Source organism: Delftia sp. ZNC0008 (genome assembly GCF_000799035.1).
GTDB classification, from domain to species: Bacteria; Pseudomonadota; Gammaproteobacteria; order Burkholderiales; family Burkholderiaceae_C; genus Comamonas; species Comamonas tsuruhatensis.
Map to the genome: position 1 here is coordinate 1 of NZ_JTKZ01000176.1, position 492 is coordinate 492.

The following is a 492-nucleotide window of genomic DNA, read 5'->3' on the forward strand; positions in this document are numbered from 1 at the left end:
CCAAGCTCAACTTCACGATCTACCAAGGCGCCACATTCCGGCGGCGCCTGCGCTGGCTCAACCCCGGCAAGACACCCATCGACCTGACGGGCTGCACGGCCCGCATGCAGGTGCGCGAGGAGATTGAGTCCACGGCCGCGCTGCTGGAGTTGACCACCGATAACGGGCGCATTGCCCTGGGAGGTACTGCCGGCACGGTGGACCTGCTGGTCGATGCCAGCACCACTGCCGCCATCGCCTGGACCGGCGGGGTGTTCGATCTGGAAATCGTCCACCCCAGCGGCGAGGTCACGCGCCTGGCCCAAGGCTCCTGCTGTGTGAGCCCGGAGGTCACCCGTGACTGATTTGCTGGTCGTCCAAGAGGTCGAGATCCTGGCTGAAGAGGCCCAGGACTCCGTGCTGGTCGAGCAGGTTCAAGAAACCGAGATCGTTGAGCTGGGACAGCAGGGGCCTCCTGGCCGTCCCGGCGAGCCCGGCCCTGCCGGCGGCGCA

At 67.1% G+C, this 492-nt stretch carries 1 protein-coding gene; it reads left to right on the forward strand.

What is annotated here, in order from left to right:
- Nucleotides 1-344: hypothetical protein (locus L995_RS33695; protein WP_047470079.1), on the forward strand; the 344-nt coding region annotated here is incomplete at its 5' end.
- Nucleotides 345-492: the final 148 nt, after the last annotated feature.